We start from the raw sequence: 24,626 nt of genomic DNA, 5'->3' as shown, positions 1-24,626 counted from the left end.
GGCATCGGGTAAAAAGATGGCATCGATAAACATGCGCTTCTCATTTTCACGTCGCGTATCGCAAGCCGCAGCAATCTGCGTCCTGGCGCTCTCGGCTGCACCCGTGTCCGCCATGGACCTGGCAAAGTTCGGTAACACCATCATCCTGTCCGGCCCGGTCAACGGTGCCGAGTGGGCGATGGTCAAGGATGCGTTTGCCGCCAATCCCCATATCGATCTGGTCATCCTGCGCAACTCGCATGGCGGCGAAGCCGGGACCGGTTACGAGATCGGCGAGTTCTTCCGTAAGGCGGGTGTGACCACGGCCGTATCGGGATATTGCGTGTCGTCGTGTTCGCGCATGTTCCTGGGCGGCAAACAGCGGCTGTTCACCGATGACTATCCGCTCGACCAGACCCGCGTCGGTTTCCATGGACACTATGACGCACAGGGTAATCTGAACGGCGCTTCCGTCATTCGCGGCGGCCTGTACGACTGGATCATCCGCTACTCGGACGGCAAAGCGGATCCGGAACTGGTCAAGCGCTGGATCGCGATTAAAAAGAACAAGGGCGCGGCGAGTTTCTACCATCCCGATCTTGCTGCCACATTGGGCAACAGCGTATTCTTCTGCGACGGACAGGAACGCAAGAAGATCACCAACTGCGAAGCAATACCGACCGATGCCTTGCAGCGCGGCGTGATTACGGATACTCGCCGCATTGCCAGCCCGGACCAGGACACGCTGCCCGACCGGCTGCGCGCACGGCAATTCCCGGCAAGCGGCTTTGCCGCCGTTGATGACCTGAACAAACTGCCGCTGGACAGCGACGAGGGCCGGGAGCAATACCAGCGTTATCTTGCGGCGCCGACGCCCAAGGCGTTTGCGGTGGCGCCGACGCGCAAGCACTGGGGCTGGAATGCCGGGACGAAGGAAGACGTCAACGCGCAGGCGTTGAAGCGATGCGAAGAGCGGGCCGGGAAGGCTTGTGTTTTATACGGGGTGGATGACAACGTCGTGTACAAGGAATAAGCACAAAGATTGCCGGCCGATTTGAAAAACGATTTCTTGAAATCTGATCACTTTTAACAGGATGCCGAATGAAGGAATTAATTCTTCGATTAACGAGGAGCATGCCGCGATCATGCGCAGGCACACTCTTTTTATTCAGCTTCTTGCTGTCGGGATGCGCCTTGCGTCAGCCAAACATCGGTGCAAACGAACTGGGTATCAAGAACATCGTTTTCATTGAGCCGCGTATCGAAAAAACAAAGGAGCTGAAGCTGATCCGGCCGGATTGGGCCGGCTTCATTTCTGCGGATGAATTAATCGCAGAACAGTTCGAGATCAATGGCGTCCTGCCTTCCTGGGCGGATAAAGTTACCGTCGGCTTTTCGGATAGTTTCATCAATCTGTTGAAAACCAACGGCTACATGGTGACCAGATTGACCCATGAAGAATACGTCAGCCGGGCTTCTTCTGCGGAAACTGCGATTGTCGTAAGTAGCTTTATTCAACCAGGTTTCGTCTACAAGACGATCACGTCCAAGGTCTACAAACCGTATGTGCTGGTGTCAATGAGCGCGGCAGTGGATGATCGACGGTTCCTCCGGAAACAGGTATTTGTGGCGACCGATCGGTTATTCAATTTTTTCATGACCAATTTGCCGGCTTCCACTCCTTATGATTTTCCCAGCATAGGGGCGCTGCGCGCCGCGCCACAGCCCGCGCTGGAAGCGCTTGCAACACTTTCCAGGCAATTGGGAAAGACGCTCGCCAGCGACTTGCTTGACCGAAATCCGTGAACCTCTTTTTCCGCCATGAAGAAATACATCTTTCTCGCGTTGCTGTCTTTATCGTTTGATCACGCATGCGCCGACACACTGAGGACACCCTCATTCGTCATCGACATCCAGGGCTGTGAAGAGGGTGTGGTGAGTTGCGACAATGTCGTGTATATCGGCACCAGCAGGAAGACCGGCAAGAGCATCAGACTGCGCGGCAAGACGCTGCATACCTTGTGCGCCGACGGCGTGACGCCGTGCCGCTTCCTCGGCTATGAATTCAGGAAGGGCGACGTCTACTACCGTGTTCTGGAAGACGGACGTCTCCTGGTCATGCAAGGCAAGAAAGTCCTCGTCGAAGAAGCCGGCGAGTGGGATTGATCGCGGTTTTTTTCTCTGATCGTATCAATATGCGCCGACGTCATCATGACACCGGCGCATTTTTTTTAAACGCTGAAGTAATTCATCCGCTCGAGATCGGCAAGCAGTTCCGGACCGGTCGGACGCCATCCCAGCACTTCCTGCGTCTGTGTGCTCGACGCCGGCAGGTCGCGGCCGACGAAGCCTGCCAACCAGCCGAAGTGTGCGACTGTCTCCTCAGGAGAAACACTGACCGTCGGAATCTTCAGGCCCTGTCCGATGACTTCGACGATGCGGCGCATCGTGATGCCTTCTTCCGCCACGGCGTGGTAACGGCTGCCGGGTTGCGCGCGTTCCACCGCCAATCGATAGAGGCGGGCGGCATCGCTGACATGCACTGCCGGCCAGCGATTGCCGCCGTCGCCAACGTACGCCGCGACGCCTTTGGCGCGGGCCAGCTCGATCAAGGGGCTGATGAGGCCTTGCTTGACCGTGTCATGGACCTGCGGCAGGCGCACCACCGAGACGTTGACGCCGCGATTCGCCACGACCGCGCCGGCCAGTTCCGAAGCCTTGCGCGGATTCGGGTGGTTGGCATCGAAGTTGTCTTCGACGGCTGGCTGGCCTGGTGCTGCTGCACCCATGCCGGTGCCGGAGGTGATGATCAGAGGACGATCAGAACCTTCCAGTGCGGAGCCCAGTGCCTCAATGGCCAGGCGGTCGGCTTCGCAATTGGCGACGAACTGTGAGAAGTCATGATTGAACGCCGTGTGGATGACGCCGTCCGCAGCAGCCGCACCGCGACGCAGACTGTCGAGGTCCTGCAGGTCGCCGCGGAACACTTCCGCGCCGGCTGCAATCAGCGACCGGGCACCGACGTCGGAGCGGGTCATGCCGAGCACCTGATGGCCCGCCTGGAGCAGTTCGGCAACGATGGTGGAGCCGATGAAACCGGTCGCGCCGGTAATGAAAATACGCATGAAGAATACCCTTGTGTTGAGTTGAAGGGCTGCGGAAGCGCAACCCGATGAACGCAATATAGGCGCTTGCAGCAGTACTATCCATGCTATAAAGTCCGTTTTATTGGTTCAATCGTCCGGAGGCATATGGATCCGCTCTCAGAAGTCTTATCGCTGTTCAAGCCGCGCAGCTATGTCGCCGGCGGATTCGAAATTCCCGGCGAGATGGCCATCCAATGGCCTCGGCATGAAGGCATCAAGTGCTATGCCGTGGTGTCTGGACAATGCTGGCTTTCCGTCGAGGGGATCGCAGACAAGGTGTTGCTCACGGCTGGCGACTGCTATCTGCTGCCGCCGGGAGCGCCATTTCGTCTGGCCACCGATCTGACCGTGCCGCCGGTGGAGTTCCTGACGCTGCGTGCAAAATGGCGCTCTGAAGGCGGGCGCGCCGAGAAGACAGAAACCAGTTGCTATCTGGTCGGCGGCCACTTCGTGCTGACCGGCAGCCATGCTGATTTCCTGCTGAGCTCGCTGGCGCCGATCGTGCATATCCGCAAGGAGTCCGACAAGGCGGCCATGCGCTGGTCGCTCGAACGCATGGCGCAAGAGGTGCGCGAGTCGCAACCGGGCGGTTCGCTGATCACGCAGCAGCTCGCCTACATGATGCTGGTGCAGGCGCTGCGGCTGCATCTGGCGGAAGGCGCGAAGGAGGGCGGGGGCTGGCTGTTTGCGCTGGCGGACAAGCAGATGGGAGCAGCCATCCGCTGCATGCACGACGATCCGGCGCATGACTGGACGCTGCAGAAGCTGGCGCAACGCGTAGGCATGTCGCGCTCGGTGTTTGCCTTGCGCTTCAAGCAGACGGTCGGCTCCACGCCGATGGAATACCTGACGCGCTGGCGTATGCTGCTGGCCGGCGACAGGCTGAAGAATTCGCGCGAATCGACTACCGCCATTGCGCTCTCGCTCGGTTACGAATCCGACAGCGCTTTCGGCAAGGCATTCAAACGCGTGATGGGCTGTTCGCCACGCGAGCATGGCCGCGTATCCACTCCAGGAAATCTGCAGCTTGCCGGTGCGGTGCTGTCAGTCCCTGTTTCGGTCTCGTAATGAGCAATTGCCGCACGATTCGTTTTGATCACTGACAACACAAAGGCATTCAATCGCATGAATTCAGGCATCCGCACGCTGCACATCTCCGATCCCGAACGAGGCACAAGCGCGCCCTGCGTGGTCCAATATCCCACCCTGGCCGATGCTGCGCAGACGACCATCGGCCCCTACGTGTTCGACGCCGCGCCGGACGCTCCTATCGCATCGGGGCGGTTTCCCGTGTGCGTGGTGTCGCACGGCGGCGGCGGATCGCATCTGCTGTACCGAAGCATCGCCGGTCACCTCGCCGCACACGGCTACATCGTCGTCAGTCCGGAACATGCCGGCGACAATCGCAACGACCGCTCGCTGTCCAACACCGATGCCGCCGCGATAGCGCGTCCGGGGCAGACGTCGCGCGCACTCGACGCCGTGCTCGCGGATGCTTTCTTCCGCGCAGCGGCGGATGCGGATCGCATTGCCATGCTGGGTCATTCGATGGGCGGCTATACCGCGCTGGCGCTGGTCGGCGGGCATCCCTGGTCGCGGTCGGGGACTGCATTGCCGGTCGCCGCGGATGCGCGCATCCGTGCCGCCGTCTTGCTGGCGCCGGCGACCGACTGGTTCATGGCGCCCGGCGCGCTCGATGACGTGCATGCGCCTCTGCTGGCGCTGGCGGGAGAGCATGACCCGATCACGCCTGCGGAAAGCATCCGGAAAGTCTTGTCGCAGCTGCCGTCAAGCACGCCACTGGAATTTTCGGTGGTGGCGGGCGCCGGACATTTTTCTTTCCTGACGCCTTTTCCGGCAGCGCTGCAGCGGCCGAATTTTCCGCCGTCACAGGATCCGCCCGGTTTCGACCGGGCGCAGTTCCATCGCGCATTGCCGGAAACGATCCTCGACTTCCTGCAACGGTCGCTTGCCTGATCTTGTCCGCGGCAGGTATCTCGGCTAAACGTGGAACACTACATTCTCTTCCAGCGGTGCGCGGCCAAGGCTGAAGCCGTGGCCGGGATGCTGTTCGTCGGCATAGCCGAACGAGATGCCGAAGAATAATTTCAACTCTTCGGGAACGTCGAGGATCCTCCGGGTCGTCGCGGCAAAGTAGCTGAGCGAAGCCTGAGGGATGCCAGCCAGTCCACGCGATGTCAGCGACAGTAGAAAATTTTGCGCGAACATACCAATGTCGCCGGCGATGCGGACGTCATACGGCGCCGGCATGAACAGCAGGGCCGCATGCGGTGCACCGAAGAACTCGAAATTGCGCAGGTAGGCCGTTTCGCGTGCGGCTTTGTCGTCCCGAGTCACGCCCAAGGCTTCATAGTAGGTGCGGGCCTGCTCCTGGTTGCGCTCCTGATATATCCCCTTATACGCTTCGCGCTCGAAGCGGAAATCAGGAGTACGCCGGCCGGCCTTGGCGTCGGCGATCATGGCGGATGCCAGTTCGTCGCGCGTCTTGCCGCTGACTACATGCACGATCCACGGCTGCGTGTTGCAATTGGACGGCGCCAACTGAGCTTCTTCGATGACGGCGGCGATGATCGCGGGATTGACCTGCCTGGACAGGAAACCGCGTGCCGAACGGCGACGCCGTACGAGTTCGCTGAAACCGGTATTGTTCATTGCTTTGCCTTTCAGAGGAATGTGAAAAGGCAAGTTTAAGCAGTGGCAAAATGGGTGTAAATTAACAAAAAATTGATTTTAATTGTTAAAATTTGCACATGTTCGATTGGGAAAATCTGCGTTATTTTTATGCACTGGCACAAGCGGGAAGTTTATCTGCCGCCGCGCGCACGCTCGCCGTCGAGCATGCGACAGTCAGTCGCCGGGTAGCGGCGCTTGAAGCCGAACTGGGGGCGCGCTTGCTTGAACGCCTGCCGCGCAAGGTTGAGCTGACCGAGACCGGGCGGCGCGTGCAGGCGCTGGCGGCGCAGATAGAAGAGGTGGCGTTCGGTATCGAGCGCGTCATCCGTGCCGGACAAAGCGACCTGAGAGGGCGTGTCGTGGTGAGCGCACCGCTGACTGTCGTCGCGCACTTTCTGGCGCCGGCGGCGGCCATGTTCCGCCAGAGGTATCCTGAAATCGAACTGGTGTTGACCAGCGAGTCGACGGTGGTTTCGCTGACGCGGCGCGAAGCAGACTTGTCGTTGCGCTTGGCTCGGCCGTCCGAAGCAGATTACGTCGCGCAGCCGCTGGGAGAAATGCTGTTTCGTTTGTATGCGTCGCCGCGGTACCCCCGGTTGCGCCGGCCGCGCGACTGGGAGTTCGTTGCTTATGACCCGGATCACGATGCCTACCCGCTTGCGCGGGAGATTCTGAAAATTGCCGGAACGCGCACCATCGCCTTGCGCGTCAACGACATGAGCACGCAACTGGCCATTGCCGCCAGCGGCGCCGGGGTGGCGATGCTGCCGTGTTTCCTGGCGGAGGCGTCGGCCGATCTGGTAGGCGTGGGCAGCGATGCATTTGCACTGGAAGTGTGGCTGGCGGTGCATGGTGAACTCAAGGAGTCCGGACCGATCAAGGCGGTAAGAACTTTCATCGCGGAGTTGATGAAGTCGTCTGGCCGGCTGGAACCGCCGCGAGGAAGGGCCAGGCCGCGGACATGAACATAATGGATGCGATATGGAAAACCAGTGGCTGGCGTACGCCAAGCGATTGCAGGCAATTGCAGAGACCGGTCTGGCCTACTGCAAGGATGATTTTGAGCGTGAACGGCTAGAAGAGATCGGCGCCATCTCGCGTCGCATGATGGCGCAGCTGATGTCCACGCCCATCGAAAAGATCGAGGCAATATCAGCGGATGCCCGAGGGTATGCAACTCCCAAGATTGACGTTCGCGGTGCCGTCATCAGTGGCGGCAGGATTCTGCTGGTGCGCGAAAAAAGCAACGGTTTATGGACGCTGCCCGGGGGGTATGCGGATGTTGGCCTGTCCGCTGCCGAGAACGTCGTGAAGGAGGTTCGGGAGGAGGCCGGTATCGTCGTGCGCGCGACTGCACTCTACGCATTGCGGCACAAGGCAAAAGGACCGTTCAAGCACGATGCCAGGGATTTCTACAAGTTGTACTTTTTGTGTGAACCCATCGATGCGACGCCGCCGGGGGGCGGAGCAGAAACTGACAGCGCCCGATTTTTCCCGCCCGATGGTTTGCCTGCCTTATGTCCTGAACGCGTAGTCGAAGAAGATATCCGGCGCGCATTCGGTTTCGACGCTGCCGGCGGCGCGGCAATTTTCGACTGATCTGTGTTCGCCTTTGCTCGTCTTTCGAAGATCGGCAAGATGAGCGACAATGTCGACTCGATTTGTCGAGAGTTTCCCTAATCAGAAAGCCTTCATCGCGCCATGGAAATCAACCTGCTACCGCACGCACTCAGCATCACCACGCTGGCCCTGTTCGCCGTCGTGGCGCTCGTGACCATCGCCACACCCGGCCCGACCGTCTTGCTGGCGCTTGCCAATGGCGCGCGTTACGGTGTGCGCCGCTCGCTGCCCGGCATGCTGGGCGCGGTGTCGTCGGACTTCGTGCTGGTCGGATCGGTGGCGCTGGGTTTGGGCGCGGTGCTGGCGGCGTCGGAGTTCTGGTTCTCGGTGGTCAAGTGGATAGGCGCGATTTACCTGGCGTGGCTGGGTATTCGGCTGCTGCGCTCCAAGGGTGGGCTGGATCTGTCGCGCGCCCAGGCTGATGACGGCGAAGCGGCGCCGATGCGCATCTTCGCCAAGTCCTTCCTGGTCGCGGTGACCAATCCCAAAGGCTATCTGTTCTGCTCGGCGCTGCTGCCGCAATTCATCAACGCGGCCGAACCGCAATGGCCGCAATACGCCGCCATCAGCGTGGTGTTCGCGGCGCTCGATTTTTCCGTGATGCTGGGTTATGCGATCATCGGCGCGCGCGCCGTCAGCCTGCTGCGCCGGCGCGCGGTGCTGTGGCTGGATCGTTCCTGCGGCGCCATCCTGCTGGCGCTGGCGGGCACCATGGCGTTTTATCGGCGCGGGTCAAACTGACAAGTGACGATCAAAACTGGCACGAAAAAAAACCGGCAAGATGCCGGTTTTTTTATGGTCCTACTGCCCTGAGTTACTGCTTCAGCAAGCTGCACTTCGATTCCGCGACGGTCGTGAAAGCCTGTTCGCCCGGGATCGTTTCCACCAGCTTCAGGTAATCCCATGGCTTCTTCGATTCGGCCGGCGACTTGACCTGGTACAGATACATGTCGTGGATGTTGCGGCCGTCGGCGCGGATGTAGCCCTTGTTGTAGAAGTCGTCGATCCTGGTCTTCTTGAGCTCGGCCATGACCTTGGTCGAATCGTCGGTCTTGATCGCTGCGACCGCCTTCAGGTAAGTCGTGGTGGCGGAGTAGGCCGCAGCCTGGTGCGTGCTCGGCATCTTCTTCATCTTCAGGAAGAAGCGATTGGCGAACTTGCGCGAGGCCTCGTCCTTGTCCCAGTACCAGCTGTCGGTCATCATCAGGCCCTCGGCGTTGTTCAGGCCGAGTGCGTGGATGTCGTTGATCACCATCAGCAGGCCCACCAGCTTCATGGTCTTGGTGACGCCGAATTCCTTGGCCGCCTTGATCGCATTGACGGTGTCGTCGCCGGCGTTGGCCAGGCCCAGGATCTGCGCCTTGGAACCTTGCGCCTGCAGCAGGAAGGACGACATGTCGGAGGCGAACAGCGGATGCTTCACCGAACCCACCACGGTGCCGCCGTTGGCCTTGACCACGGCGCCGGTGTCGCTGGCCAGTGCATGGCCAAAGGCGTAGTCGGCCTCCAGGAAGAACCATGATTTGCCGCCTTGCTTGAGGACCGCCTTGCCGGTGCCCTTGGCCAGGGCCACGGTGTCGTATTCATAGTGCACGGTGTAGGGCGTGCACTCTTCATTGGTCAGGCGCGCCGAGCCGGCGCCGATGTTGATGTAGACGCGCTTCTTTTCCGCCATCACCTTGTTGGTCGCCAGCGCAGTGGCGGAGTTGACGCCGCCGATCAGCATGTCGAGGCCGCGCTGGTCGGCCCATTCGCGCGCCTTGGTGGCGGCGATGTCAGCCTTGTTCAGGTGGTCGGCGGACATGACTTCGATCGGCTTGCCCAGCACCTTGCCGCCAAAGTCGGCCACCGCCATGCGGATCGCTTCGAGGCCGCCGGCGCCATCGGTGTCGGCGTAGGGGCCGGACATGTCGGTGATGAAGCCGATGCGGACGGCGTCGTCCGACACTTGCGCCTGCGCGGCGCCGGCACAGATCAGTGCGGAAGCCGCGATCAGGCGGGCGAGGGTGTTCAGTTTGAATTGTGCTTGCATGTTGTCTCCTGGTTATCGATGCTTTCTGATGAAGCGATCTTTTTTGTGCTGCGGGTACTTCTTATTTTTCACGCCGCTGGTTGAGCAGCTTAACCGCAAAATCGACGCGCACGTCCTTGGCGGCGACCATTTGCTGCACCACCCAGTCCATTTCGTCCGCAGTCGCGCCGGCCGCCAGGCCGATATTGCGTGCATGCAGCGCCATGTGGCCGCGCTGGATGCCTTCGGTGGCGAGCGCACGCAGGGCGGCCATGTTTTGTGCGAGGCCGACGGCGACGGCGATCTCGGCCAATTCCTGCGCCGACTTGACGTCCATCATCTTGAGCGCCAGGCGCGCCAGCGGGTGCGTCTTGGTGGCGCCGCCGACCAGGCCGACCGGCATCGGGATTTCCAGCGTGCCGACCAGGTGGCCGTCGTTGCCGATTTCCCAGGTGCTGAGCGAAGTGTAGTGGCCGTTGCGGCAGGCGTAGGCATGTGCGCCTGCTTCCACCGCGCGCCAGTCGTTGCCGGTGGCGACGATGACCGGATCGATGCCGTTCATGATGCCCTTGTTGTGCGTGGCGGCGCGGTAGGGATCGACGGCGGCGAAGGTATAAGCGTCAACGATGCGGTTGATGACGTCGGCGCCGTCATAGTCGGCCGTCGTCAGCGCTTCAGGCGAGACGCGCACGTGGGCACGCGCCAGGCGCAGGTCGGCCAGGTTGGACAGGATGCGCAGGCGCACCTTGCCGCCGGTGATCTGTTCGATGTGGCCGGCCACGGCTTCGGCCATGGTGTTGACGGTGTTGGCGCCCATCGCGTCGCGCACGTCGACGATCAGGTGCACGATCACCATCGCGCCGCGCGGCGTGTCGGGGAAGACGTGGACTTCGACGTCCTTGCAGCCGCCGCCCAGGCTGATGAGCAACTGGTCACGGCTGTTTGCTATGTCGATGATGGCCTGGCGGTCCTTGAGGATGGCCAGGCGCGCTCCGTAAGGATCGCTCACGCCGATCACCTGCACCTGGGCGCGCATCAGCGGCGCGCTGCTCGAGGTGTGGAAGCCGCCGCAGTCGCGGATCAGCTTGGCCATGAAGGAGGCGGCCGCGACCACCGACGGTTCTTCCACTGCCATCGGCACCAGCACGTCCTTGCCGTTCAACTGGAAGTAGCCGGCCACGCCCATCGGTATCTGGAAGGTGCCGATGACGTTTTCGATCATGCCGTTGGCCACTTCCAGCGGCAACGCGGCCGGATTGGCGAGCAGGGCGACTTCTTCGGCGGTCAGATTGGCGCGCTGGGCGATCTGCTCCAGGCGTTGTTGCGGGTTGAGCGAACGGAATTGCGGGAGTCGGGAGTCGACGGTCATGTGAACCTCTGCCTTTTTGTCTCAGTGTTGTCTTACTCTATGCGCCGGCAGGCGCCGGATGGAATGCAGGCAAGAATAGCAGGCTGTACCCAATTTATTTGGTACACTTTTGACAAACAGTGCAGCAACTGTACCCAAGACACTTGTCCTGCGATGCAACATCCGTCCGGAGCCGCCATGCCCAGCGTTTCACCTTCTGCTTCCCTTCCTTCCACGCTGACGCAACGACTGGTCCAGCTGATACGTCGCCAGATCAGTGAAGGCGTCTATGCACCGGGCACGCGCCTGCCGTCGATCCGCGACATGGCCAGGACCCACGATTGCGCCAAGAACACCATCGTCAACGCCTTCGATTACCTGACTGCGCTGGGCGTGCTGGAGCCGCGTCGCGGGTCCGGTTTCTTCGTCTGCGCGGCGGCGCCGGCGATCAAGGACGACGACGAAGCCTCGTCGCTGAGCCGCGCGATGGATGTGGTCTGGCTCATGCGCGAACAGTTGAAGAGCGATCCTGAGCACCTGCGCCTGGGCGACGGCTTCCCCCCGGTGGACTGGCTCAACGAAGTGCGGCTCGACAAATTCCACCAGAAGGTGGTGCGCACCGGCATGGGCGCCTTGTTCGGCTACGGCAGCCGTTTCGGTTATCAGCCGCTGCGCCAGCACCTGGTGCACCGGCTCGCCAACCACGGCATCGACGCTTCGGCCAGCCAGATCGTGCTGACGCACGGCGCCAACCAGGCGCTCGACATCGTGATCCGCAATTTCGTCAAACCGGGCGACCGCGTGCTAGTCGACGAGCCCGGCTATTACATGTTGTTCGGCAAGCTCAAGCTGGGCGGCGCGCGCATCGTCGGCATTCCGCGCCTGGCCGACGGGCCGGACCTGGAGGCGCTAGAACGCGAACTCAAGATCGGCAAGCCTTGCCTGTTCTTCACGCAGACGCTGGCGCACAATCCGACCGGCTCCGACACCTCGCCGCACAAGGCCCACAAGATCCTGCAACTGGCCGATCGCTACAACGCCATCGTCGTCGAGAACGACACCTTCGCCGATTTCAAGCCCAACGCCGCGCCGCGCATTTCCACTCTGGACCAGCTGCGCCGCACGATCTATGTCGGCAGTTTTTCGAAATCGGTGTCGGCGGCCTTGCGCGTGGGCTTCCTGGCCTGCCATCGCGATCTCGCCAGCGACCTTGCCGACATCAAGATGCTGGTGCACGTGAGCAGTTCCGAATACTGCGAGCGCACGCTCGACGTCATCCTCAGCGAAGGTCACTACAGCCGCCATGCAGCGCGTCTGCGCGATCGCCTGACGCAGGCTACCGAGAGCTCGCGGCGTCTGTTGGAGAACATGGGGGCGGAACTGTTCTGCACGCCGGCGCAGTCGATGTACCTGTGGGCGGCGATGCCGGGCTATCCGGATTCCAAGGCTTTGGCGCAGGCGCTGATGCGGCAGAACATCGTCACCGCGCCGGGCAGCATCTTCCATATCGACACCGAGGCGCCGTCGCGGTGGTCGCGCTATAACGTCGGCCTGCTCGGCGACCCGCGCTTCGCGGCGGCGATGCAGGGTTTGCTGCGCTGAAAGCGTTCCGCATGGCAAGCAGGGGCAAGACGCCGGTTTGCTCTAGAATGGATGCCTTTCCAGCATCATCATTTTCCTTCCCATGCTAGTCAAACCACCACTGCTGAGCGTCGCCGAAGCATTGAAATTCCTGCTCAAGTCGGCCGTGCCGCTGAACCAGACCGAAACCATTCCCACACTGGAAGCCAACGGCCGCGTACTGGCGGCGCCGCAGGTGTCGCAGATCAACGTGCCGGGCATGGACAATTCGCAGATGGACGGCTACGCCGTGCGTGCGGCGGAATGCGCGGGCGGCGAGACGCGCCTGCGCGTGTCGCAACGCATTCCGGCCGGCCATGTCGGCGTTGCCCTGGAGCCTGGCACGGCGGCGCGCATCTTCACCGGCGCGATGGTGCCGCAAGGCGCCGACGCCATCGTCATGCAGGAAGCCTGCGAGTTCAGTAAAGATGCCGACGGCGACTATGTGATCGTGCGCCATGTGCCGCAAGCGGGCGAGTGGATCCGCGAAACCGGCGAAGACATCAAGGTCGCCGACACCATCCTGCCGGCCGGCGTGCGCCTGCGTCCGCAAGAGCTGGGACTGGCCGCATCGGTCGGTCTGGCCAGCCTGCCGGTGCTGCGCAAGTTGCGCGTGGCGGTGTTCTTCACCGGCGACGAACTGACCATGCCGGGCGAAGCGCTCAAGCCGGGCGCAATCTACAACTCCAATCGCTTCCTGCTGCGCGGCCTGCTGGAAAACCTCGGCTGCGAGGTGAAAGACTTCGGCATCGTGCCCGATCAGTTGCAAGCCACGCGCGACACCTTGCGCGCGGCGGCGGCCAGCCACGACCTGATTATCACCAGCGGCGGCGTTTCGGTGGGCGAAGAAGACCACGTCAAGCCGGCGGTCGAGGCGGAAGGTCGCCTCAACATGTGGCAGATCGCCATGAAGCCGGGCAAGCCGCTGGCCTTCGGAGAGGTCAATCGCAGTGACGATGGCAAAGCATTTTTCCTCGGCTTGCCGGGCAATCCGGTGTCGACCTTCGTCACCTTCCTGATTTTCGTACGGCCGTTCCTGCTGCGCCTGCAGGGCATCGACAACGTCGCGCCGCGCACCTTGACGCTGCGCGCCGATTTCAACTGGCCCAAGGCCGACCGTCGCCAGGAATTCCTGCGCGCGCGCTTCAACGACGCGGGCGGCCTCGACCTGTTCCCGAAACAGGGATCGGGTGTGCTGACGTCCACCGTCTGGGGCGACGGCCTGATCGACAATCCTGCGGGCAAGACCATTGCCGAGGGCGATCTGGTGCGCTTCATTCCTTTCGATCATTTGCTGAACTGAGCCGCGCCCATGCTCGCCAATCTCGATCGTCATCTGATGGCGCCAACAGACCAGCCGGCGCTGACGGGCCTGCGTCGGTTTGTCGTTGAATTCTGGTATTTCGGCATCAAGGAAGCGCGCTCCTGTCTGTTCGCCGGTTTGTTTTTCGCTGCAATCTTCCTGATGCCGCGCCAGGGGCTGTTCGGCATTGCGCGTTACGACGCCTTGCTGCTGTTCGCGTTGGGCGTGCAGTTCTGGATGGTCAGGACGGGCATCGAGACAATGGATGAACTCAAGGCCATCAGTGTCTTTCACGTGGTCGGGTTTGCGTTGGAGGTGTTCAAGACTTCCGGCCATATCCAGTCGTGGAGCTATCCTGATTTTGCCTATTCGAAGCTGTTCGGCGTACCGCTGTTTTCGGGCTTCATGTACGCAGCCGTGGGCAGCTATATCATCCAGGCCTGGCGTCTGTTTCATTTGCGCATCCTGCATCATCCACCGTACTGGATGGCGACGCTGATCGCGATACTGATCTACCTGAATTTTTTCACGCATCATTACATCGGCGACTACCGCTGGTATCTCGGCGCCTGCGCGCTGGGTCTGTATGCGCGCACGACAGTCGTGTTCCGTCCCTATGACCGCGACCGCAAGATGCCTTTGCTGCTGGCTTTTCTGCTGATCGGTTTGTTCATCTGGCTGGCGGAAAACATCAGTACATTCTTCGGCATCTGGCGTTATCCCAACCAGATCGGCGCATGGTCCACGGTACATATCGGTAAATGGAGCGCATGGGCCCTGCTGGTGGTAATGACATTCACCATCGTCGCGCAGCTGAAGCACATCCGGCCAAAGATCCATATTGCGCCTTGAGCGTTGATCTACAACCACCTCTGTAACGCTTTTTCAGGACCAGAAACACATGAAAATAGAACTCCGTTTTTTTGCCAGCGTGCGTGAAGCGCTCGGCGTCACGCAAGAGATCATCGACTTGCCCGACCACGTCAAAACCGTCGGCGACGTGCGCGCGTTCCTGATGGGACGCGGCGGTCTCTGGATGGAAGTGCTGTCGCCGGAGAAGGCGCTGCGCATGGCCTACGATCACAACATGGTCGAGCCGGACACGCTGATCGAAGAGGGCGGCGAAGTCGCGTTCTTCCCGCCGGTGACCGGCGGGTGAGTACACACATGCCGCTGCCGAAAGAAGACCTCGATCGCATTGCCGGCGGCACGCTGGCGCACTACGAAGGACGCGCCGACGACTTCCGCGAAGGCACGCGCGACCATGACGTCAGCCAGAACATCAACGCCTTGCTCGACGCCATCGCGCCATCGTCATCGGCGGCAGCACCGCTGACGATACTCGATTTCGGCTGCGGTCCCGGGCGCGACCTGCAAACCTTCAGCAAGCTCGGCCATCGCGCCATCGGCCTCGACGGCACGGCGAGTTTTGTCGAGATGGCGCGCGCCGATTCCGGCTGCGAAGTCTGGCATCAGAACTTCTTTGAACTGGACTTGCCCGCGGCCTTGTTCGACGGCGTATTCGCCAATGCGTCGCTGTTTCATGTGCCGGCCGCCGAATTGCCGCGCGTGCTCGGCCAGCTGCACGCTGCGTTGAAGCCGGAGGGCGTGCTGTTCTGCTCCAATCCGCGCGGTAGCAACAGCGAAGGCTGGAGCGGCGGACGCTATGGTTCGTATCACGACCTCGAGGCCTGGCGCAGCTTCATGACGGCAGCAGGCTTTGTCGAAATCCGGCACTATTACCGTCCTGACGGCTTGCTGCGTTCCGAACAGGCGTGGCTGGCCACGGTGTGGCGCAAACCTTCGTAATCTATCCCGACCAGACGATCTCCCATGACTCTGCAAACGTTCTTCCTCTATGTCGCCGCCGTGTTCGTACTGACCGTCACGCCCGGTCCCAGCGTGCTGATGTGCATCACCAATGGCATCCATCACGGCGTGCGTCGCGCCTTCGCCGGCGCGCTCGGCAGCGTCACGGCAGTGTGCCTGATCATGGTGGTGTCGGCGGCCGGACTTGGCGCCATTCTTGCAGTTTCGGAGAAAGTGTTTCTCATTTTGAAATGGTGCGGCGTCGCCTATCTCACGTATATTGGCGTGCGCACTTTTTTCTCGACCCAGAGCACGATAGAGGCAGGTCGCGATGGCGACGCTGAACCAACACGGAAGTCGCGCGCCGGTTTGTTCTGGCAAGGATTCCTGGTCGGCGGCAGCAATCCCAAGGCGCTGTTGTTCTTCACCGCGTTCTTCCCGCAGTTCATCAATCCGCACGCCGCGCAGTTGCCGCAGTTTCTGGTGCTGGGCGCGACCTTCGTCTGTTTCGAACTGTTCTGGCTGACGTTCTATGCCCACTTCGCTGCACGCGTGGCGCCGTGGTTGCGTACGCCGGGCCGGGCGAAGATGTTCAATCGTATTTCCGGTGCGACCTTCATCGGCGCCGGGGCCCTGCTGGCGACGGTCAAGCGCGGTTGAAAAGCAGCGGGCGCCAACGTAGCGCACCGCAAATGAAGCAAATACTTCAGCAGGAGAAACAGGTGAGGAGACGCTCATATACTGAAGGGAGATACCTTGCACCTGACCACTGAAATTGCCGCCTGGGCGGCCCAGGACACGCGCCTGCTGCTGTCCGTTCTCGTTGCGCTGATCGCGATCGTCCTGCTGATCAGCGTACTCAAAATCGCTCCCTTTCTGTCGATCCTGCTGGGCACCTTCATCGCCGGCACCGGCGCCGGCTTGCCGCTGGAAAAGATCGCGTCCTCGTTCAGCAAGGGCGCCGGCAGCATCCTCGGCGAGGCCGGCATCATCATTGCGCTGGGCGCCATGCTGGGCGCACTGATGGCTGATTCGGGCGCGGCGGACAAGATCGTCACGACGCTTTTGCGTTACGCCAGGGGCGCGGCGATTCCCTGGATGATGGCGCTGGTGGCGCTGGTTGTCGGCCTGCCGTTGTTCTTCGAAGTCGGGCTGGTGATGATGGCGCCGATCATCTTCGTGATGGCGCGTCGTTCGCAGCAACCGATCCTGCGCGTTGCGATTCCGGCGCTGGCCGGCATGACCACCTTGCATGCCTTGCTGCCGCCGCATCCGGGCCCGCTGATTGCGGTGAGCGCCTTGCACGCCGATCTCGGCACCACCATGCTGCTGGGGTTTGTGGTGGCGATTCCGGCGGTGATCCTGGCCGGTCCGCTGTACGGCATGTGGCTTGCACCGCGCATGCCCATCGGTGAGCCGGAGCAGATCGGCGCCTTGTTCAAGGGCCAGCAAGCGGCTGAATTGCAACCTGGCTTCCTGCCGTCGCTGGTGACCATCTTGCTGCCGGTCGTGCTGATGCTGGGGCGTACCGTTGCCAAGATCTGGGTCACGCCTGAAACCACCTTGTTCGAGATGCTCAATTTCTTCGGCGAGCCGATCATTGCGCTGACGGTGACGGTGCTGTTTGCCGTGATCGTGTTGGGTTGGGCGCAGGGCACGGACCGCAACAAAGTCGGCGCCATCCTGCGCAAGGCCTTGCCGCCGATTGCCGGGCTGTTGCTGACCATCGGTGCGGGCGGCGGCCTCAAGCAAGCCTTGCTGACCGCCGGCATCAGCGACACGATTACCAAGGTGGCGACCGGCACCCATGTGCCGCTGATCCTGCTCGCCTGGCTGATCGCCGTGGCGCTGCGCCAGGCAACCGGCTCGGCGACCGTGGCCACGACCGCCACTGCCGGCATCGTCGCGCCGCTGGTGGCGAGCCTGTCGGGCACGCACAATGCCCTGATGGCGCTGTCGATCGGAGCGGGTTCGGTGTTCTTCTGCCACGTCAACGACGCCGGCTTCTGGATGGTGAAGGAATACTTCGGGCTCGATCTCAAGCAAACCTTTGCAACGTGGTCGGTGATCCAGACCATTGTGTCGGTGGTCGGACTGGTCATGACGCTGCTGCTGTGGAGCGTGCTGACCTGAGCATGGTTCTCTTGTGCTGAACAAGTCCCGGCCAGTCCGGGACTTGTCGTTTCTGCGGCAGGGGAAGCGCTTACTTTAGGTACAATGGACGCGATTCCATTTACCTGCTTCTTGCCTGCCTCCTCCATGCCGATCCGCGTCCAGACTGCCGACTTTGACCTCAGCGCCGAGATCGCCGCGCTGCGTATGAACAATCCCAAGGTCGGCGCGGTGGTGAGTTTCGTCGGCACGGTGCGCGACCTCAACGACGGCGCCAGCGTGCAGGAGATGGAACTCGAACACTATCCCGGCATGACCGAGAAGGCGCTCGAACAGATCGTCGTCGACGCCAAGGCGCGCTGGGAGATTTTCGATGCGCTGGTGATCCACCGCGTCGGGCCGCTGCAGCCGCTCGAACAGATCGTGCTGGTGGCGGTGACGGCCAAGCATCGCGGCGTCGCATTCGCCGCCTGTGAGTTCATCATGGACTACCTCAAGACGCAGGCGCCGTTCTGGAAGAAGGAACAGACGCCCGAAGGCGCGCGCTGGGTCGATGCGCGCGAAAGCGACGACCAGGCGCTGTCCAAATGGCAGTCCGGCACAGACTGATCGTTCCTCTTCTTCCACAATAACAACATGTTTCGTCTCCCGACCACCGCTACCGCGCCTTTTTGTCCCTCCGAAGTGTCCGGCAGCGTGTCGGTGCCGCCGCACGCCACCATCTGGCAAAAGCTCAAGGTCTACGTCGGTCCCGGCCTGCTGATTTCCATCGGCTACATGGACCCGGGCAACTGGGCGACCTCGGTGCAGGCCGGTTCGCAATTCGGCTATCAGCTGCTGTTCGTGGTGATGCTGTCGAGCCTGGCGGCGATCGTGCTGCAATGCCTGTGCGCGCGACTGGGCATCGTCACCGGCAAGGACCTCGCGGTGCATTCGCGCGAAAACTATCCGCCGGCGGTCGGCAAGGGCATGTGGGTGTTTGCCGAACTCTCGATTATTGCCTGCGACCTGGCCGAAGTGCTCGGCTGCGCGCTGGCGTTCAAACTCTTGCTGGGCGTGTCGCTGCCGGTCGGCGTGCTGCTGACGGCGCTCGATACCGTGATCGTGCTGGGCTTGCAGGGGCGCGGATTTCGCCAGGTCGAGGCGATCATCCTCGGGCTGGTGGTGACGATTGCGGTATGCCTGTTTGCGCAGCTGGCGTTCGTGAAAGCCGACTGGCACGCGGTGGTGCAGGGCTTCGTACCGTCACTGGCGGCGCTGGCTAGCCGTGAACCGCTGTATCTGGCCATCGGCGTGCTGGGCGCGACGGTGATGCCGCACAACCTGTACCTGCATTCCTCCATCGTGCAGACGCGCGCGGTGAAACGCGACCGCGCCGGCCTGCTCGAAGCGATCCGCTATACGCGCGTGGACACCACCATATCGCTGCTGATTGCGATGGCGATCAACGCCGCCATCCTGATCCTGGCGGCGTCAGCCTTCCATCGCAGCGGCCGCACCGACGTGGTCGACCTGGACGTTGCCTATCACCTGCTTGATCCGATCACGGGTTCCTCGCTGGCGGCGATCCTGTTCGGCGTGGGCTTGTTTGCGGCGGGACAGAGTTCAACCTTCACCGGCACCATTGCCGGTCAGGTGATCATGGAAGGTTTCCTGAAACTGAAAATCCCGTGCTGGCAGCGTCGCCTGATCACGCGCGGTCTCGCGCTGATACCGGCGCTGATCGGTGTGATGACGCTGGGTGAACATTCGGTCGGGCGTTTGCTGGTGCTCAGCCAGGTGGTGCTGAGCCTGCAACTGCCGTTTGCCATGTTCCCGCTGATCCGGCTGACCAGCCGGCGCGACCTGATGGGCGATTTCGTCAACCCGGTGTGGCTTGCCGCGCTGGTGTGGATGCTGTTCCTGGGGATCAGCGCGGCCAATATCTGGCTGGTGGTTCAGTTGTTCATTTGACGTCTTTACGGTTGCCGGGCTCCAGCGTCACGGTGCAGGTCAGGCCGGCAGCCAGCAACACATCCTTGGGTACTTCATCGATCTGGATGCGCACCGGAATGCGTTGCGCCAGGCGCACCCAATTGAAGGTAGGGTTGACGTCGGCCAGCAATTCGCGGCTTTGCGGATTGTCGCGGTCGTAGATGCCGCGCGAGATGCTGTCGACGTGGCCGCGCAAGGTGGCGCCGTTGATCAGTTGGATTTTTGCCTTGTCGCCGACGGCGACGTAGGGCAGCTTGGTCTCTTCGAAATATCCATACACCCAGAACGAATGGCTGTCGATGATGGCGATCTTAGCCACGCCAGCGCTGGCGTAGTCGCCGCGGCGCACGCTCAGGTTGGTGATGTAGCCGTCGACCGGCGCGACCACCTTGGTGCGGTCCAGATTCAGGCGGGCGCTGTCGCGCTGGGCGACGGCGACCTGGTATTGCGCTTCGGCGCCGGCGACCTGGCTGCCGGCGTCTTCACGATTTTCCCGCGAGACCACCAGGCTATCCAAGTCAGCGCGGCGACGCGCCTGGGCGCGGCGCATGTCGAGGTCGGCCTTGCGTGCGGCCAGGGCGGCTTCGGCTTGTTGCAGCGCCAGCTGGTAGCGTGAAGGATCGATCTGCATCAGCAGGTCGCCCTTGTGCACCAGCTGGTTGTCGCGCACGGGCAGGTCGACCACCTGGCCGGCGACGTCCGGCGCGATGTTGACGACGTCGGCGCGCACGCGGCCGTCGCGCGTCCACGGCGACACCATGTAGTGTTGCCACAGGCTCCACGCCAGGAAGATTGCGGCCAGGAAAATCAGCGCCGTGATGAGGAAACGAAAAATCGATTTGACCGACATGATGGATAACTCCCGATGATTTCTTTATCTGTTCTTGCTTAACGGTAGATGGCGAGCCCGAGCAGCGCTGCGATGCACGTGAACAGACTCACGCGGAACAACGCGGGATGCCACACCAGGTTGTACAGGCCGATGCGCACCAGGATGCGGTCGGCGATCAGCGCGATGACGCCGGCGACGATGACGGCCAGCAGCAGCGTCGGCATGTAGGCGTCGAAGAAGGAAATTTCACGCGGCATGGTTGGCTCCTGAAGGTGTGGCGGCGCTGCCCTGATGCATCGGTTGCAGCGGTGATTGCGGATCGAGCAGCGCGGTGCGGATGAAGTGCAGGTAGCTCAGCGTGCGCTGCAAGCGATGGCGTTCACTGCGTTCCCGGTAGTGCGGACCGATGGCTTGCTGGACTTCGGCGATGGTGCGGTTGTTGGCGTCGAGCACGGCCGCCAGCGTCGCCGGGGTCGGCTGGTTGAACAGCGCAGGGAGGGTTTCGCGCAGGCGGTCCAGCGCGGCGTAGGCGGCCGGCGACAGCAGGCCGGGATTGCCGCTGCGGATGCCGTACAGTTCGGTGCGCAGTTCGATGATGGCGTGGCCGATTTCCAGCGTGGCGAACATCCAGCCGAAAGCGTCCTTGCGCAATGCAGGACGGCTCCCGGTCAGCATGGTGATCTGGTGCATCAGGTCGCGCGTGCCGCTTTCGAACTGCAGCGCGAGGTGCGCCAGCTTGCCGAAGCAGGCCTGCACGACCTGTTTGCGCAATTGTTTTTCGAGATGGCGCACGGTCCAGTTGGTGGTGGGCGGCAACAGCACCATGAAGGCGACGGTGGTCACGATCAGCGAGAGCATCAGCGCGATCGATTCGTTGAGGTAGCCGGCGGCGTTGAAGTGCGCCAGGTTGTCCGGCACCGCCACGAACGGGAAGAAGATGCAGATGCCGAGGCCGTAACCGGCCAGCGTCGGTTTGGTGGTCAGCAGCACCGCCAGCATCAGCACCGGCGTCAGTGCTGCGGCCAGCATCCAGAAACCGTCCAGTTGCGGCACGATGTGGAAGGTGTAGAAGTAGCCCAGCACCACCGCCAGCGCCACGCCCATGGTGACGGTGCGGGTGGCCTTGGCGGGGTCCGGCGCGGCCGAGGTGATGGCGCAGAAGGCGGCGGCGTTGAGCGCGGCGACGTCGCCGCTGGGCCAGCCGCTCAGGATCCAGAACATCGACAGGCCGATCAGCGTGATGGCGGCGCGGGCGCCGGCGATGCCGGCGATGACCAGACTGGTTTTTGGTGCGTAGGCGTGTTCCCATTGTTCGCGCTCATGGCGGCGTTGCACCAGCGAGGCGTAGGTGAGGGTGTAGGCGTGCAGCTCTTCGATCACGCGATACAGCAGTTCGGAGGCGGTGTCGAAATCGAGCATCGCGTCGTCATCGAGTTTCTGCGCATGGACGTCGCGGGTGGCGCGCACGCGACGCGGCAATTCTTGCTTGTAGCTTTCCAGCTTGAGCGCGGCATCGGCGGCGTCGATGGCCGTCATGACCGGCTCGCCGCCGCTGCGGGTCAGCAGGGGCTGGACTTCGCGGAAGTAAGGCGAAATCGCATCGATGACCAGTTGCGCCGATGGATTGCGGCTGTCGTGCAGGCGGTTCATCAGCTGGTGCAGCGCGTGCACCCGTGTCGACAACGCCATGAACTCGCTGTTCATGCGCGTCAGACGGCCGCTGCGCAGGCGGATTTCGGGATCTTCGAAGATGGCCGAGCTGCGCAGCGCTTCGAGGCCGATGATGTCGCCGACGAAGCGGGCGTTGGTGGCTTCCAGCGCCTTGCGGTCGGCGCTGCCGCCGAGCGTGCTGCCGATCAGGTCGACGAAGGCGGTGAAGCGGCCGCGGATGATGCGCACCAGGCCGGGCGCACTGGCTTGCGGAAACACCAGCGCGCTGACCACGCCGGCGCAGACGATGCCGACCGTGATTTCGGTCACGCGTGTCATCACCGAGTCGAACGTCAGCGCCGGATTGAGTGCGGCCGGAATGCCGATCAGCGCCACCGTGTAGCCCGACAGCACGAAGCCGTAGGAGCGGAAGTTGCGGTTATGCGCCGAGCCGACCGTGCACAGGCCGATCCAGCAGGCGGTGGCGAGCAGGAACAGTTCCGGCGTCTGCGCAAACAGGCCGACGAACACCACCACCGCCACCGAGCCGACCAGCGTGCCGATCACGCGATAGAAACTCTTGGCGAGGATCATGCCGCTTTGCGGCTGCATCACGATGAATACGGTGATCAGGCCCGAGCGCGGCGACTCGAGGTCGAGCGCGTAGCCGATGCCCAGCGCCAGCAAGCCGGCGAAGACCATCTTGAACACGTAGATCCAGTTGGGGAAGTCGCTCTGCCACCAGTCGGTGGCAGCCTCATGCAATTGCCGGCCGAACGACTGCGGTGCCGGCGGGCTTGCCGTGGTGGTAGTAGGCGTGGCTGGGGTGCTCACTGCGCGGCTCCCACTTGCAGCGGCGCTGCAGCCGAATTGGCGACGGCCTCAGGCATCGATACTTCCAGTCCGCCGCCGAGCGCGACGGTGAGGCTGGCGTACGCGGTCAGCTTTTGTGCCAGCAATTGCTGCACCACTTGCTGCTGGTGCTGCCATTGAGTTTGTGCGGTCAGCACGTTGACGTAGTTGGTCAGGCCGCGCTGATAGGCGCGCGTGGCGATGTCGATGTTCTTTTGCGCCGCCGCCACCGAGAGCTCGGCCTGCACCTGCTGGCGCTGGATCGCCTGCAGCGTGACGATCTGGTCGGCGATGCTCTTGAGCGCCTGGCTCAGGAGCAGGTTGTAGTGTTCGACATCCATGTCGTAACCGGCGGTAGTGGCGCCGAGCTGGCCACGCAGGCGGCCGCCTTCAAAGATCGGCAGTGAAATCGCCGGGCCGTAAGTGGTGGTGATGTTGGGCGCGCTCAGGAAACTCAGCAAGCCGCCGCCGGCCGCAGTCGGGCCGATGCTGGCGAGCAGGTTGACGTTGGGATAGAACGCCGCCTTGGCCACGGCGATGCCCTTGGCCGAAGCCTCCACGCGCCAGCGCGCGGCGCTGATGTCGGGACGGCGGCCGATCAGCTCGGCCGGCAGGGCGCTGGGAAGTCCGAGTACGGCCTGCAGGTTCATGACCGGACGCGTGATGCTGTCGCCGGCGCCGGGACCTTGGCCGAGCAGGGCTGCCAGCTGGTTGCGCGTGAGGGCGATGTTTTCATTGAAGACTTCGATCTGGCGGCGGGTTTCCGGCAGCGGGACTTCGGCCTGGCTGATTTCCATCTGGGTGCCGATGCCGCCACGGAAGCGACGGTTGGCGAGGTCGAGGATCTGTTGTTCCTGTTTCAGCGTGTCCTGGGTGCTGTCGAGCAGGCCGTATTGCAGCGACAGCTGGACGTAAGTGCGCACCACGTTGCTTTCCAGTTCGAGCTGGGCGGCGCGGGCATCGGCGGCGACGGCATGGATTTCATCCTGGGCGCGTTCAGTGGTGTTGCGGTTGCGGTCCCACAGATCGAGGTTGTAGGACAGGCTCAGCACCGCAGTGTTGTTCCAGGTCAGCTTGTCGCGGAAGCTGGCGCCGTAATAGACGTTGTCGGACCAATCCTTGCGGCCGACGGCGGCGTCCAGCTGCGCCTGCGGCAATTCGCCGGCATGCGCGACCACGGCCATGGCCTGTGCCTGGCGCACGCGCGCGGCGGCAATCGCCATGTTGGGATTGCCGGCGACGGCGGCCACCACCAGGCGGTTCAGTTGCGGATCGGCGTAGTTTTCCCACCAGGCGCGCCTGGGCCAGCCCGCTTCGGCGCCGACCTGGCGGATGGCGTTGCCGACGTCGAGGGTGTTGGGCTGCTGGACGACCGCCTGCGGTTTGATGCCGCCATTGTCGGCGCAACCGGCGAGCACAGCACAGGCCAGGCCGGCCGCAATCATCATGAGCGGCGCAACAATGCGGTGTTTGTCAGCAGAGGTCTTCATCGGACTATCCCAAAAAATGCAAATATCTAGCGATACTGATTGTATTTGGTAAAGATAAAGAGAAAAACCGCAGGAAACACAAAGGGTCTTTTCAATTACTGCAATAATATTTTTGTCGTTTTGGGTAACAATGCAGCTTCCCGGAGCCGTTTTTGTTGCTGTACGCATGCAAAACGACCGGATTGA

General features: G+C 62.2%; 25 protein-coding genes. 17 read left to right on the top strand and 8 right to left on the bottom strand.

The annotated features are described in order from the left end of the window. Positions 1 to 31 precede the first annotated feature (31 nt). From ACIROY_RS04830 to ACIROY_RS04820, 3 genes are all read left to right on the top strand, one after another. A complete protein-coding gene (locus tag ACIROY_RS04830; RefSeq protein WP_402340083.1) occupies positions 32 to 1,012 on the top strand; it encodes a hypothetical protein in 981 nt (326 codons plus the stop codon). A gap of 68 nt (positions 1,013 to 1,080) precedes the next feature. Then, positions 1,081 to 1,785, top strand: a complete 705-nt coding sequence (locus ACIROY_RS04825; RefSeq protein WP_402340080.1) for a hypothetical protein — start codon at positions 1,081 to 1,083, stop codon at positions 1,783 to 1,785. A gap of 15 nt (positions 1,786 to 1,800) precedes the next feature. Beyond that, positions 1,801 to 2,145, top strand: coding sequence for a hypothetical protein (locus ACIROY_RS04820; protein WP_402340077.1), 345 nt, complete (start codon positions 1,801 to 1,803; stop codon positions 2,143 to 2,145). A 65-nt stretch (positions 2,146 to 2,210) separates the two neighbouring features. Here ACIROY_RS04820 and ACIROY_RS04815 read toward each other — a convergent pair whose 3' ends face one another. Then, complete coding sequence (locus ACIROY_RS04815) at positions 2,211 to 3,104, bottom strand: SDR family oxidoreductase (RefSeq protein ID WP_402340074.1); 894 nt, start codon at positions 3,102 to 3,104, stop codon at positions 2,211 to 2,213. Positions 3,105 to 3,230: 126 nt separating this feature from the next. Between ACIROY_RS04815 and ACIROY_RS04810 the strand changes: the two genes are divergently transcribed. Together ACIROY_RS04810 and ACIROY_RS04805 are read left to right on the top strand one after the other, a co-directional pair. Next, positions 3,231 to 4,193, top strand: coding sequence for an AraC family transcriptional regulator (locus ACIROY_RS04810; RefSeq protein ID WP_402340071.1), 963 nt, complete (start codon positions 3,231 to 3,233; stop codon positions 4,191 to 4,193). Between the two features lie 57 nt (positions 4,194 to 4,250). After that, positions 4,251 to 5,102: an alpha/beta hydrolase family protein gene (locus ACIROY_RS04805; protein ID WP_402340069.1), complete on the top strand. Its 852-nt coding sequence runs from the start codon at positions 4,251 to 4,253 to the stop codon at positions 5,100 to 5,102. 24 nt (positions 5,103 to 5,126) lie between these two features. Here the strand turns inward: ACIROY_RS04805 and ACIROY_RS04800 are convergent, their stop codons facing one another. Then, positions 5,127 to 5,798: a nitroreductase gene (locus tag ACIROY_RS04800; RefSeq protein WP_402270589.1), complete on the bottom strand. Its 672-nt coding sequence runs from the start codon at positions 5,796 to 5,798 to the stop codon at positions 5,127 to 5,129. Between the two features lie 98 nt (positions 5,799 to 5,896). On the opposite strand from ACIROY_RS04800, the gene ACIROY_RS04795 reads away from it, so the two are divergent. The 3 genes from ACIROY_RS04795 (at position 5,897) to ACIROY_RS04785 (ending at position 8,180) form a co-directional block, all read left to right on the top strand. Next, entirely contained in the window at positions 5,897 to 6,784 is an 888-nt protein-coding gene (locus ACIROY_RS04795; RefSeq protein ID WP_402270591.1) for a LysR family transcriptional regulator, read from the top strand. 16 nt (positions 6,785 to 6,800) lie between these two features. Continuing rightward, positions 6,801 to 7,418 carry an NUDIX hydrolase gene (locus tag ACIROY_RS04790; protein WP_402270593.1) on the top strand — a complete coding sequence of 206 codons (618 nt, stop codon included), beginning with the start codon at positions 6,801 to 6,803 and terminating at the stop codon, positions 7,416 to 7,418. Between the two features lie 102 nt (positions 7,419 to 7,520). Further along, positions 7,521 to 8,180: a LysE family translocator gene (locus ACIROY_RS04785; protein ID WP_402340066.1), complete on the top strand. Its 660-nt coding sequence runs from the start codon at positions 7,521 to 7,523 to the stop codon at positions 8,178 to 8,180. 73 nt (positions 8,181 to 8,253) lie between these two features. On the opposite strand, the gene ACIROY_RS04780 is transcribed toward ACIROY_RS04785, so the two are convergent. Beyond that, a complete protein-coding gene (locus tag ACIROY_RS04780; protein ID WP_402270596.1) occupies positions 8,254 to 9,471 on the bottom strand; it encodes an ABC transporter substrate-binding protein in 1,218 nt (405 codons plus the stop codon). A gap of 61 nt (positions 9,472 to 9,532) precedes the next feature. Then, positions 9,533 to 10,819, bottom strand: coding sequence for a hydroxymethylglutaryl-CoA reductase, degradative (locus tag ACIROY_RS04775; RefSeq protein ID WP_402270598.1), 1,287 nt, complete (start codon positions 10,817 to 10,819; stop codon positions 9,533 to 9,535). Between the two features lie 177 nt (positions 10,820 to 10,996). On the opposite strand from ACIROY_RS04775, the gene ACIROY_RS04770 reads away from it, so the two are divergent. The 9 genes from ACIROY_RS04770 to ACIROY_RS04730 all read left to right on the top strand — a co-directional run bounded on the left by ACIROY_RS04770 (position 10,997) and on the right by ACIROY_RS04730 (position 19,595). Beyond that, positions 10,997 to 12,400, top strand: coding sequence for a PLP-dependent aminotransferase family protein (locus ACIROY_RS04770; protein ID WP_402270599.1), 1,404 nt, complete (start codon positions 10,997 to 10,999; stop codon positions 12,398 to 12,400). A gap of 82 nt (positions 12,401 to 12,482) precedes the next feature. Next, complete coding sequence (gene glp / locus ACIROY_RS04765) at positions 12,483 to 13,721, top strand: gephyrin-like molybdotransferase Glp (RefSeq protein ID WP_402340064.1); 1,239 nt, start codon at positions 12,483 to 12,485, stop codon at positions 13,719 to 13,721. A gap of 9 nt (positions 13,722 to 13,730) precedes the next feature. After that, a complete protein-coding gene (locus ACIROY_RS04760) occupies positions 13,731 to 14,573 on the top strand; it encodes a DUF817 domain-containing protein (protein WP_402270604.1) in 843 nt (280 codons plus the stop codon). 49 nt (positions 14,574 to 14,622) lie between these two features. Then, a complete protein-coding gene (gene moaD, locus ACIROY_RS04755) occupies positions 14,623 to 14,880 on the top strand; it encodes a molybdopterin converting factor subunit 1 (protein WP_116433096.1) in 258 nt (85 codons plus the stop codon). Positions 14,881 to 14,888: 8 nt separating this feature from the next. Next, positions 14,889 to 15,530 carry a class I SAM-dependent methyltransferase gene (locus ACIROY_RS04750; protein ID WP_402270608.1) on the top strand — a complete coding sequence of 214 codons (642 nt, stop codon included), beginning with the start codon at positions 14,889 to 14,891 and terminating at the stop codon, positions 15,528 to 15,530. Between the two features lie 24 nt (positions 15,531 to 15,554). Next, positions 15,555 to 16,190 (top strand): LysE family translocator, encoded by a 636-nt coding sequence (locus ACIROY_RS04745; RefSeq protein ID WP_402270610.1) that lies wholly within the window; start codon positions 15,555 to 15,557, stop codon positions 16,188 to 16,190. Positions 16,191 to 16,286: 96 nt separating this feature from the next. Beyond that, positions 16,287 to 17,663: a gluconate:H+ symporter gene (locus tag ACIROY_RS04740; RefSeq protein WP_402340061.1), complete on the top strand. Its 1,377-nt coding sequence runs from the start codon at positions 16,287 to 16,289 to the stop codon at positions 17,661 to 17,663. Positions 17,664 to 17,789: 126 nt separating this feature from the next. Further along, entirely contained in the window at positions 17,790 to 18,251 is a 462-nt protein-coding gene (gene moaE / locus ACIROY_RS04735) for a molybdopterin synthase catalytic subunit MoaE (RefSeq protein WP_402270614.1), read from the top strand. A gap of 27 nt (positions 18,252 to 18,278) precedes the next feature. Then, a complete protein-coding gene (locus ACIROY_RS04730; RefSeq protein ID WP_402340057.1) occupies positions 18,279 to 19,595 on the top strand; it encodes an Nramp family divalent metal transporter in 1,317 nt (438 codons plus the stop codon). On the opposite strand, the gene ACIROY_RS04725 is transcribed toward ACIROY_RS04730, so the two are convergent. From ACIROY_RS04725 to ACIROY_RS04710, 4 genes are read right to left on the bottom strand one after another with little or no spacing between them, the layout of a single operon-like run. After that, on the bottom strand, positions 19,588 to 20,466 hold the full coding sequence (locus tag ACIROY_RS04725; protein WP_402270618.1) for an efflux RND transporter periplasmic adaptor subunit: 879 nt from the start codon (positions 20,464 to 20,466) through the stop codon (positions 19,588 to 19,590). The genes ACIROY_RS04730 and ACIROY_RS04725 overlap by 8 nt on opposite strands. Before the next feature lie 38 nt (positions 20,467 to 20,504). Further along, on the bottom strand, positions 20,505 to 20,705 hold the full coding sequence (locus ACIROY_RS04720; RefSeq protein ID WP_402270621.1) for a DUF1656 domain-containing protein: 201 nt from the start codon (positions 20,703 to 20,705) through the stop codon (positions 20,505 to 20,507). After that, positions 20,695 to 22,932, bottom strand: coding sequence for an FUSC family protein (locus tag ACIROY_RS04715; protein ID WP_402340054.1), 2,238 nt, complete (start codon positions 22,930 to 22,932; stop codon positions 20,695 to 20,697). Before ACIROY_RS04715 ends, ACIROY_RS04720 begins: the two co-directional genes overlap by 11 nt. Further along, the gene (locus ACIROY_RS04710; protein ID WP_402340051.1) at positions 22,929 to 24,440 is read right to left on the bottom strand and encodes an efflux transporter outer membrane subunit; all 1,512 of its coding nucleotides are present in this window, start codon (positions 24,438 to 24,440) and stop codon (positions 22,929 to 22,931) included. The genes ACIROY_RS04715 and ACIROY_RS04710 overlap by 4 nt, the downstream gene beginning before the upstream one ends. Positions 24,441 to 24,626: the final 186 nt, after the last annotated feature.

It is taken from the genome of Herbaspirillum sp. NPDC101396 (genome assembly GCF_044767365.1).
In the GTDB taxonomy this organism is placed as follows: domain Bacteria; phylum Pseudomonadota; class Gammaproteobacteria; order Burkholderiales; family Burkholderiaceae_D; genus Herbaspirillum.
This window is presented reverse-complemented; position numbering and strand designations above follow the sequence as displayed.

Excerpts from the sequence above, each read along its gene's own strand:
- ACIROY_RS04830 (WP_402340083.1), top strand. The coding sequence starts at position 32 with ATGCGCTTCTCATTTTCACGTCGCGTATCGCAAGCCGCAGCAATCTGC.
- ACIROY_RS04825 (WP_402340080.1), top strand. The coding sequence starts at position 1,081 with ATGAAGGAATTAATTCTTCGATTAACGAGGAGCATGCCGCGATCATGC.
- ACIROY_RS04820 (WP_402340077.1), top strand. The coding sequence starts at position 1,801 with ATGAAGAAATACATCTTTCTCGCGTTGCTGTCTTTATCGTTTGATCAC.
- ACIROY_RS04815 (WP_402340074.1), bottom strand. The coding sequence starts at position 3,104 with ATGCGTATTTTCATTACCGGCGCGACCGGTTTCATCGGCTCCACCATC.
- ACIROY_RS04810 (WP_402340071.1), top strand. The coding sequence starts at position 3,231 with ATGGATCCGCTCTCAGAAGTCTTATCGCTGTTCAAGCCGCGCAGCTAT.
- ACIROY_RS04805 (WP_402340069.1), top strand. The coding sequence starts at position 4,251 with ATGAATTCAGGCATCCGCACGCTGCACATCTCCGATCCCGAACGAGGC.
- ACIROY_RS04800 (WP_402270589.1), bottom strand. The coding sequence starts at position 5,798 with ATGAACAATACCGGTTTCAGCGAACTCGTACGGCGTCGCCGTTCGGCA.
- ACIROY_RS04795 (WP_402270591.1), top strand. The coding sequence starts at position 5,897 with ATGTTCGATTGGGAAAATCTGCGTTATTTTTATGCACTGGCACAAGCG.
- ACIROY_RS04790 (WP_402270593.1), top strand. The coding sequence starts at position 6,801 with ATGGAAAACCAGTGGCTGGCGTACGCCAAGCGATTGCAGGCAATTGCA.
- ACIROY_RS04785 (WP_402340066.1), top strand. The coding sequence starts at position 7,521 with ATGGAAATCAACCTGCTACCGCACGCACTCAGCATCACCACGCTGGCC.
- ACIROY_RS04780 (WP_402270596.1), bottom strand. The coding sequence starts at position 9,471 with ATGCAAGCACAATTCAAACTGAACACCCTCGCCCGCCTGATCGCGGCT.
- ACIROY_RS04775 (WP_402270598.1), bottom strand. The coding sequence starts at position 10,819 with ATGACCGTCGACTCCCGACTCCCGCAATTCCGTTCGCTCAACCCGCAA.
- ACIROY_RS04770 (WP_402270599.1), top strand. The coding sequence starts at position 10,997 with ATGCCCAGCGTTTCACCTTCTGCTTCCCTTCCTTCCACGCTGACGCAA.
- glp (WP_402340064.1), top strand. The coding sequence starts at position 12,483 with ATGCTAGTCAAACCACCACTGCTGAGCGTCGCCGAAGCATTGAAATTC.
- ACIROY_RS04760 (WP_402270604.1), top strand. The coding sequence starts at position 13,731 with ATGCTCGCCAATCTCGATCGTCATCTGATGGCGCCAACAGACCAGCCG.
- moaD (WP_116433096.1), top strand. The coding sequence starts at position 14,623 with ATGAAAATAGAACTCCGTTTTTTTGCCAGCGTGCGTGAAGCGCTCGGC.
- ACIROY_RS04750 (WP_402270608.1), top strand. The coding sequence starts at position 14,889 with ATGCCGCTGCCGAAAGAAGACCTCGATCGCATTGCCGGCGGCACGCTG.
- ACIROY_RS04745 (WP_402270610.1), top strand. The coding sequence starts at position 15,555 with ATGACTCTGCAAACGTTCTTCCTCTATGTCGCCGCCGTGTTCGTACTG.
- moaE (WP_402270614.1), top strand. The coding sequence starts at position 17,790 with ATGCCGATCCGCGTCCAGACTGCCGACTTTGACCTCAGCGCCGAGATC.
- ACIROY_RS04730 (WP_402340057.1), top strand. The coding sequence starts at position 18,279 with ATGTTTCGTCTCCCGACCACCGCTACCGCGCCTTTTTGTCCCTCCGAA.
- ACIROY_RS04725 (WP_402270618.1), bottom strand. The coding sequence starts at position 20,466 with ATGTCGGTCAAATCGATTTTTCGTTTCCTCATCACGGCGCTGATTTTC.
- ACIROY_RS04720 (WP_402270621.1), bottom strand. The coding sequence starts at position 20,705 with ATGCCGCGTGAAATTTCCTTCTTCGACGCCTACATGCCGACGCTGCTG.
- ACIROY_RS04710 (WP_402340051.1), bottom strand. The coding sequence starts at position 24,440 with ATGAAGACCTCTGCTGACAAACACCGCATTGTTGCGCCGCTCATGATG.